This window comes from Leisingera aquaemixtae, from assembly GCF_001458395.1.
GTDB classification, from domain to species: Bacteria; Pseudomonadota; Alphaproteobacteria; order Rhodobacterales; family Rhodobacteraceae; genus Leisingera; species Leisingera aquaemixtae.
The window spans coordinates 1-7729 of the sequence record NZ_CYSR01000025.1 but is presented as its reverse complement, the minus strand read 5'-3'; the positions used below and the strand labels follow the sequence as shown (position 1 = coordinate 7729).

The following is a 7729-nucleotide window of genomic DNA, read 5'->3' as shown; positions in this document are numbered from 1 at the left end:
TTGGCCGCCCGCCAGGCAGAACCATGGACCCGGAAGATATCCGCAACCTCCAGCTTCGGCCGGGACAACGCAGTCTATGAGGCGCCTTTCCTGCGCTTCGCCGCGGTCAGGCCGTCCAGCGGGCTCTCCACCGCCGAGATCATGCCGGCGGCAACGCTGGCATAGTGCGCCGTCGTGGTGAGTTTGGCATGCCCGAGCAGCGCCTGAATGATCCGGATATCCACGCCGCGTTCCAGCAGGTGCGTCGCGAAGCTGTGACGCAAGGTGTGCAGAGTGACCGGCTTGGTGATCCCGGCGGCCAGCACTGCCTGCTTGAACAGCCGCGAGATCTGTCTGGCCGAAAGATGCCGCCCGCAATAGCCGGGAAAGAGCGCGCGATCAGGCCCGGACACCCCCCTGTCGTTGACGGTCGGGCGTTCGGTCCACCAGACCCGCAACAGGCTCAGAATATCAACGGGCAGCATCACGTTGCGGTCCTTGCGTCCCTTCGACTGCACAATGCGGATAATGTTCTGTTCCCCGTCGATGTCGCCGACCTTCAGCCGGACGACCTCGCTTGCCCGCAGGCCGCATCCATAGGCGAGTGACAGCATAACACGCGCTTTCAGGCCGGGGGCCATGGCGAGAATGCGCCTGACCTCGTTGCGGCTCAGCACGAGGGGAACCTTCACGGGCTTTTTGAGGTGGAACACTTCGGCCGCCAGGTCATGCCGGCGCAGGGTGATCCGGAACAGGAACTTCAGCCCGGTCATGGTCTGGTTGCGGGTGCAGATGCTCGTCCCGCTCTCGATCAGATGCAGCTGGAAATGCTTCACGTCATCCGGTGAAGCTGTCTCCGGAGATCGCCCGAGCCAGGAGGCAAACCGCTTGCAGGCCCGCAGGTGGCTGGTCTGCGACGCAGGTCCCAGATTGCGTGCGGACATATCCGCAATCATGCGCGCCCGAAGGGGTGTCGCCGGTGCAGGGTGCTGATTGGTCATGGGAAAACCCTCTATCAACCGAGGCAAAATCACCTCGGCCAACAGCACACACCCGACCTCCTAAACCGCGAAACAAATACCGCTTCAGCCCAACGCCTGCCACGCAGAGCCCCTATCGCGGAGCGATTTAGTGCGTTGCGCAGAAAGCGCCCTTTGCAAACTCGGCCGTTTGACGCAACCAGCCGAGTTTTTTCGCTGCGGCGCAGTCTGCCGTTCCTGCCGTTCGCTGCGACTGCGAGGTTCTGGAGCTGGTGAAATCACACAGTGCCGGACAAAGTGAATTTTCGCTGCAAACTGCCTCGATGACGGGAAACTGCACTTTTGTCTACAGCAACCCACTAGAAGAGCAGGAAACGGATGTTCGCTGCATTGAGCAGTAACGGCAGCTTCGACTAACCGCGCTGCAGCGTTGTTAGCTTTCAGCAAACCGCAGAAATCCGAGCGGCAGTCAGTGGGTAATCTCAGATAAGCACAACTGCGGTGCCCACAGAAATCAGAACGAAAACGCAAAAGCCCCAAAAAAGCAGCATTTTCGATCTGCGTGAGACGAGCGGCTTGTTCAGAGGCAACAGCGGACGTCGTTCCATTTTCCTTTTACCTTGTTTCAGCATTAGCCACGCACTTCGTCGGGCCTTTTGATCCGGAGTGAACGACGATACCACCCAAAGTGATAAAGGCTATCGCGGCGAAGACTTCCCAGCCTGGTTGGCCTAAGCCAAGTACAAGCATGAGTATGGTGGAGAAAACGGGGGCTGAGTATCCTAGGACACCAAGCAGAGCAGCGTGACCTTGGCGCATTCCCAGATCCCAGAGAAAGAACGCACCTCCGGCAGGGCCCAAACCCAGCGCGGCGATGACCCAAACATCCGAGGCGGTCAGCGCCGGCAGGTTCGCACCCTTTGTCATCCACCAAAGGCCGCAAATCAGAGACGACGCAAAGCAGATTGTCGTCATTGCAGTGATAGCGTCTGACTGATCATGGCGGCGCAGGTTTGAGAACAGCGCCCAAAGGATTGCTCCAACAAAGGCAAGACCGTAGCCGAGTGTCTCAGATAGCTGGAGTGCAAATCCATCTTTGCCGATCAGGATTAACACCCCGGCAAAACCAAGCGCGGCTCCAAGGTAACCCGGGAACCCGCTGCGCAGCTGGAAGAACAAGTTGCCAAGAATGATCAGGCAAGCAGGCCAGAGGTAGTTGATCAGCGACACTGAGATGGGATCTGCGTGATGGAAAGCTTCCAGATATGACAAGTGGTAAGCTGTCAAAAGCCCGGCAAACAGGATGGTGCGCCGGTCCAGCAGACGCACTGGCTTCCGGCCTGTTGCGGCACATATTGCAAGCCCCATGCCCGCCGCGATCGCAAAGCAGAACGTCAGGACCAGATAGGGCGGCAGGGAGGCTGAAAAGGCTCCAAGAACCCCCAATGTGCCCCACGAAAGAATGGCCAAAGTGCCCAATCCTGTGTGCCGGGCTGACATCAGAAGACTTCGCTTCCCAGAACCGCATCATGCGAGGGTTGCAGCAGGATAGTCTCGCCAGCCTCGTTCGGGACTCCCATGACCAGGACTTCAGATTTGAAACCGGCAATGTTGCGAGGCGGCATGTTCACCACGCAAACGACGGGCCGTCCAAGCAGCTCTTCTTCGGAGTAGTTTTTGATCTGAGCGCTGGACCAGCGCTGACCTAGCGCACCAAAATCAACGCAGACCTTGTAGGAGGGGTTGCGCGCGCGGGTGAAATCCTTGACCTCGACAATCTTGCCCAGGCGCATTTCCACCTTGGCGAAGTCGTCATAGACGATCTCTGCTTTGTTCATGTCATTGTTCCTTACGACAGTGCGGCCAGAATGGCGGCTTCCGATCCTGCAGTATCGGCTGTGCCGCCCAGATCGCGTGTCTTGGTATCAGGACTTGCCAAAGAAGTTTCAATGGCTTGTTCGATATCGGCTGCGGCGTCTGCTTCGCCCAGATGCTCCAGCATCATGGCAGCGGTCCAGACAGCAGCAACCGGGTTGGCGACGCCTTTGCCTGCGATATCAGGCGCCGAGCCATGGACCGGTTCAAACATTGAGGGGTACTTGCCCTCCGGGTTGATGTTGGCCGAGGGCGCGATACCGATTGAGCCAGCGACAGCCGGACCCAGATCGGACAGGATGTCGCCAAAGAGGTTCGAGGCCACAACCACGTCAAACCAATCCGGATGCAGGACAAAATTCGCGGTCATGATGTCGATATGGAACTGGGCCGTACCGATACCCGGATGACGCTCGGCGGCGGCGGCAAAACGTTCGTCCCAGAACGGCATGGTGTGAATGATGCCATTCGACTTGGTGGCCGAAGACACATGTTTGCGCTTGCGGGTTTTGGCTACGTTGAACGCATAGTCCATGATCCGGTCCGTGCCGCGCCGGGTCAGGATGCTTTCCTGAATGGCGGCCTCGTTCTCCGTGCCCTGATAGACGCGCCCGCCGATCTCGGAGTATTCCCCCTCGACGTTTTCACGCACGATGATCATGTCGATGTCATCCGAACCACGTCCTGCCAGGGGCGAGCTGATGCCCTTCAGCAGGCGCACGGGACGGACATTGGCATACTGATCCAATTCGCGGCGCAGCGGGATCAACAGACCCCAAAGCGACACGTGATCCGGAACGCCGGGGAAGCCAACAGCTCCCAGGAAGATGCTGTCAAACGCCTTCATCTGCTCGATGCCATCTTCGGGCATCATACGGCCCGTGTCGTGATAGCGTTCGCAGGACCAGTCGAATTCGGTCCAGTCCACAGTGAAGTTGTGCTTTTGCGCCACAAGGTCAATGACGCGCTGACCGACCGGCAGAACCTCTTTGCCGATGCCGTCTCCGGGGATGGCTGCGATACGATATGTTTTTGTCATAGCCGGGATTCCTTACGCGATGCCGCCGATATGCAGGGTTTTGACTTCCAGGTATTCATCGATACCTTGATGCGCACCCTCACGGCCCAGACCGCTTTCCTTGATGCCGCCGAAGGGCGCGACCTCAGTGGCGAAGCCCCCGACATTGATACCGATCATTCCGGTTTCCAGCTCCTCGCTGACACGGGATGTGCGGGTCAGATCGTTGGTGTAGAAATAGGCTGCCAGCCCGTAGGGGGTGGCATTGGCCGCTGCAAGCGCTTCTTCCTCGGTGCCGAATTTGAAGAGCGGCGCGACAGGGCCAAAGGTCTCTTCATCGGCCACAATCATGTCTGAAGTCACCCCAGTTACAACAGCTGGGCTGATGAAGCGGGTGCTGGTGTCTTCCTGCGCCCCTCCGACAATTACAGATCCGCCCTTGGCAGTGGCATCGTCCAGATGTGATTTGATCTTGGCAATGGCAGCGTCGTTAATCATGGGACCAATTTCCACACCGTCCTCAAACCCGTCGCCCAACTTCATGTTTCCAACAACGGCTGCCAGCTTCTCAGCGAAGGCGTCGTAGACACCGGCTTGGATAAAAATCCGATTGGCGCAGACGCAAGTTTGCCCACCGTTTCGGAACTTCGAGGCCATGACACCTTCGACAGCAAGATCCAGATCGGCATCGTCGAAGATGATGAAAGGAGCGTTGCCGCCCAGCTCCAGGCTGAGGCGTTTCATAGTGCCCGCGCATTGCTCCATAAGCAGTTTGCCCACACGGGTGGAGCCGGTGAAAGACAGCTTGCGCACCGCAGGGCTGCCGGTCAGTGCTCCACCGACACCTGCAGGGTCCCCTGTGACAATGTTGACCGCCCCGGACGGAAAGCCCGCGCGTTCCGCCAGCACGCCGAGTGCGAGGGCAGTGAATGGCGTGAACTCCGAAGGTTTGATAACAACCGGGCAGCCTGCAGCCAGCGCCGGAGCGATTTTCCGGGTGATCATCGCCGCCGGGAAATTCCAGGGCGTGATGATGGCGCAGACGCCGACGGGCTGTTTCTGCACGATAATGCGGCGGTCCTGCACCGGGCTGGGGATAGTTTCGCCATAGACGCGCTTACCCTCCTCGGCGAACCATTTCACGAAAGACGCGGCATAGGCGATTTCGCCTTTGGCTTCGGCGAAAGGTTTGCCCTGCTCCAGGGTCATGAGCGTGGCCAGGTCATCCTGAGCTTCCATGATCAGGTCGAACCACTTCTCCAGCAGCGCGCCACGATGTGCTGCAGTGGTTTTGCGGAAGGTCGCAAAGCAAGCCTCGGCGGCGGCAATTGCGCGATCCGTTTCTTCGGAACCGCAGTTCGGCACAGTGCCGACAACAGAAAGTGTTGAGGGGTTGTCAACTTCGATCGTCGCGCCGTTGTCGGCGTTGATCCATTCGCCCGCGACTAGGTTTTGCTGACGAAACAGAGAGATATCTTGAAGGTTCATAATTTCCAACTCCAGCAGTTAGGAAAATCCTATCGGGTTTGCGCGAGGGGAAATCTTGAATTTGCCGAACCGGTAGCATCCTGTGCTGCAATTGGCCCGGCTTCAACATTTTGTGCCGCACCTTAGTCGCGGTCGACCAGATCCTGGATCGGTACACTGTGCTTTTCTACAACCGGCTTAATCACGATGTATGAGAAGTACTTATCGATGCCGAGGTTCCGCTCCAGAAGATCCTCCATGATCTCCTGATACTGGGACACACCGCGCGCGACAAATTTCAGCAGGTAGTCATATCCGCCACTCAGCAAGTAGCAATCCACTACATTGTCATGCTTGCGGATTTCGTTCTCGAACCGAACGAAGTCCTTGCGGCGATGGTCCGCAAGTGTGACTTCAGTGAAAACCGTTACGTGCTCCGCCAGTTTCCTGAGGTTGATGACGGCCCGGTAATTCTGGATGTAACCGGCTTTCTCAAGCCGTTTCACCCTTTGCAGGCAGGGGCTGGGGGATAAGCCCACAGCCTCCGCCAGATTCACATTGGTAATGTTGCCCTGCGTCTGCAGGGTGGAAAGAATATTGATGTCGATCCGGTCGAGTTTCGGCGTCCCCACCATATTCTTTCCTCCCGTTGCTTAGCTCGCCAACTCTGCCTGATGGGCCTTTGCCATGTCCATCATGCTGTTGAATTGGAAGTCATATTTCGGCATTTCGCCAGGGTTCATGGTGGCGCCAAAGCCCGACTTGTCGTGGCGGCGGTAGATCCAGCAATTGGACAGCCCGTATTTGTTGGCGGGTGCGTGGTCGTGAAACATGCTTTCAGCGGTGTGCAGGATTTCATGCTTCTGAATGCCCTGACGCGCGAGCATTTCAAGCATGTAGTCGAAATTGCGGTCGAACGGCTTGTATCCACCGCATCCGAACCGCCCAGAGTGAAGAACACGTGGTCCAGATCGCCAGGAGACAACTCGGCGAGCTTGGCCGCCAATTCAATTGCCGGCTCGCTGCCAAAGTGGAAATACCCGGTTGCATAGGGCAAGCGCTGCATTTGCTCAGCGGCAGCGGCAACAACATTCTCGTGGCCGTATCCTGCGTTGACGCACCACAGACCTGCAAAGCCGTCGAGCAGTTCATTGCCCTCGGAGTCAGTCAGGAAGACACCTTGCCCCGATTGCATAACAGTTACACCCCGTTTTTCGTGGGCGCGGATTGGAACCACAGGATGGAAATAGTGGGCCCGGTCTTTTTCGATAAGAGAGTTGGATCGCATCGGTTTCTTTCCCGTATGAGCTTTCAATCGAGGGTAAGGGAAACTGCCGGAAGGAAAGTGCGTTTTGCAGCCGGGAACGGCATTTTCAGCCGTCGTTTTTCCTTTGACAGCATTTTATGCTGCATCTACCCGGCTGACTTTGCGGGAATTAAAGTGGATCGTGCTCTGAGAAGCCAGTTTTGCAGCATATTCTGAAAGTATGCCGGATCATCGCGCCATTGGCTTTGGAATGCCATGCCGCGAACGAGGCACATGAATTCATTCATCATGGCTTGCCGTATGTCTGCGCTACAGCCGAACGCCGCGAGCTCGACGTGCCAGACGTCATTGAGCGCCTCGTTGAATTTTTGGGATTCTGCAGCGACATAGGCCAGTTCTGTCTCATTCACGCGGGCTTCGGACAGGTAATCCATGGACACCTGAAAAATTCCGCTTTGGTATCTTTCCCAGATGTATTCGGTCAGGGCTTTCAGTCGGTTTTGGCCAGGTTGCAGTGTCCGGGTGAAACTGCGCAGCAGATCCGCCTCGCGGCAAAGCATCTCAGCATAGGCCGCCTGAATGAGTTCCTTGCGTGATGGGAAATGGTGCAGCATCGCTCCCCGCGACACGTTGGCCTGGCGGGCGATGTCTTGTGTTGACGTATCCGCATTGTGCAGTCGAAGGGACGCAAGGACCGCAACGTGATGCTGCCCGTTGATATTCTGAGCCTGTTGCGGGTCTGGTGGACCGAACGCCCGACCGTCAACGACAGGGGGGTGTCCGGGCCTGATCGCGCGCTCTTTCCCGGCTATTGCGGGCGGCATCTTTCGGCCAGACAGATCTCGCGGCTGTTCAAGCAGGCAGTGCTGGCCGCCGGGATCACCAAGCCGGTCACTCTGCACACCTTGCGTCACAGCTTCGCGACGCACCTGCTGGAACGCGGCGTGGATATCCGGATCATTCAGGCGCTGCTCGGGCATGCCAAACTCACCACGACGGCGCACTATGCCAGCGTTGCCACCGGCATGATCTCGGCGGTGGAGAGCCCGCTGGACGGCCTGACCGCGGCGAAGCGCAGGAAAGGCGCCTCATAGACTGCGTTGTCCCGGCCGAAGCTGGAGGTTGCGGATATCTTCCGGGTCC

9 protein-coding genes and 1 pseudogene are annotated in these 7729 nt (G+C 57.8%); 1 reads left to right on the top strand and 9 read right to left on the bottom strand.

Features of this window, described 5'->3' with window-relative positions; all coding sequences use genetic code 11:
- Nucleotides 1–74 precede the first annotated feature (74 nt).
- From PHA8399_RS12240 to PHA8399_RS12205, 9 genes and pseudogenes are all read right to left on the bottom strand, one after another.
- Entirely contained in the window at nt 75–980 is a 906-nt protein-coding gene (locus PHA8399_RS12240) for a tyrosine-type recombinase/integrase (RefSeq protein ID WP_058286437.1), read from the bottom strand.
- Nucleotides 981–1574: 594 nt separating this feature from the next.
- Nucleotides 1575–2429, bottom strand: a complete 855-nt coding sequence (locus tag PHA8399_RS12235; protein ID WP_244270213.1) for a DMT family transporter — start codon at nt 2427–2429, stop codon at nt 1575–1577.
- A 29-nt stretch (nt 2430–2458) separates the two neighbouring features.
- Complete coding sequence (locus PHA8399_RS12230; protein WP_058286435.1) at nt 2459–2797, bottom strand: tRNA-binding protein; 339 nt, start codon at nt 2795–2797, stop codon at nt 2459–2461.
- Nucleotides 2798–2808: 11 nt separating this feature from the next.
- Nucleotides 2809–3873: a tartrate dehydrogenase gene (locus PHA8399_RS12225; protein ID WP_058286434.1), complete on the bottom strand. Its 1065-nt coding sequence runs from the start codon at nt 3871–3873 to the stop codon at nt 2809–2811.
- Between the two features lie 12 nt (nt 3874–3885).
- Nucleotides 3886–5340 carry an NAD-dependent succinate-semialdehyde dehydrogenase gene (locus PHA8399_RS12220; protein ID WP_058286433.1) on the bottom strand — a complete coding sequence of 485 codons (1455 nt, stop codon included), beginning with the start codon at nt 5338–5340 and terminating at the stop codon, nt 3886–3888.
- 122 nt (nt 5341–5462) lie between these two features.
- Nucleotides 5463–5954, bottom strand: a complete 492-nt coding sequence (locus PHA8399_RS12215) for an Lrp/AsnC family transcriptional regulator (RefSeq protein WP_058286432.1) — start codon at nt 5952–5954, stop codon at nt 5463–5465.
- An 18-nt stretch (nt 5955–5972) separates the two neighbouring features.
- Complete coding sequence (locus tag PHA8399_RS12210; protein WP_244270214.1) at nt 5973–6215, bottom strand: HAD family hydrolase; 243 nt, start codon at nt 6213–6215, stop codon at nt 5973–5975.
- A gap of 53 nt (nt 6216–6268) precedes the next feature.
- A pseudogene (locus PHA8399_RS22005) lies at nt 6269–6514 on the bottom strand (aminotransferase class III-fold pyridoxal phosphate-dependent enzyme); the annotation flags it as partial.
- A 218-nt stretch (nt 6515–6732) separates the two neighbouring features.
- Nucleotides 6733–7200, bottom strand: coding sequence for a hypothetical protein (locus PHA8399_RS12205; RefSeq protein ID WP_058286431.1), 468 nt, complete (start codon nt 7198–7200; stop codon nt 6733–6735).
- Nucleotides 7201–7248: 48 nt separating this feature from the next.
- On the opposite strand from PHA8399_RS12205, the gene PHA8399_RS12200 reads away from it, so the two are divergent.
- Nucleotides 7249–7680, top strand: coding sequence for a tyrosine-type recombinase/integrase (locus PHA8399_RS12200; protein WP_280137380.1), 432 nt, complete (start codon nt 7249–7251; stop codon nt 7678–7680).
- Nucleotides 7681–7729 lie beyond the last annotated feature (49 nt).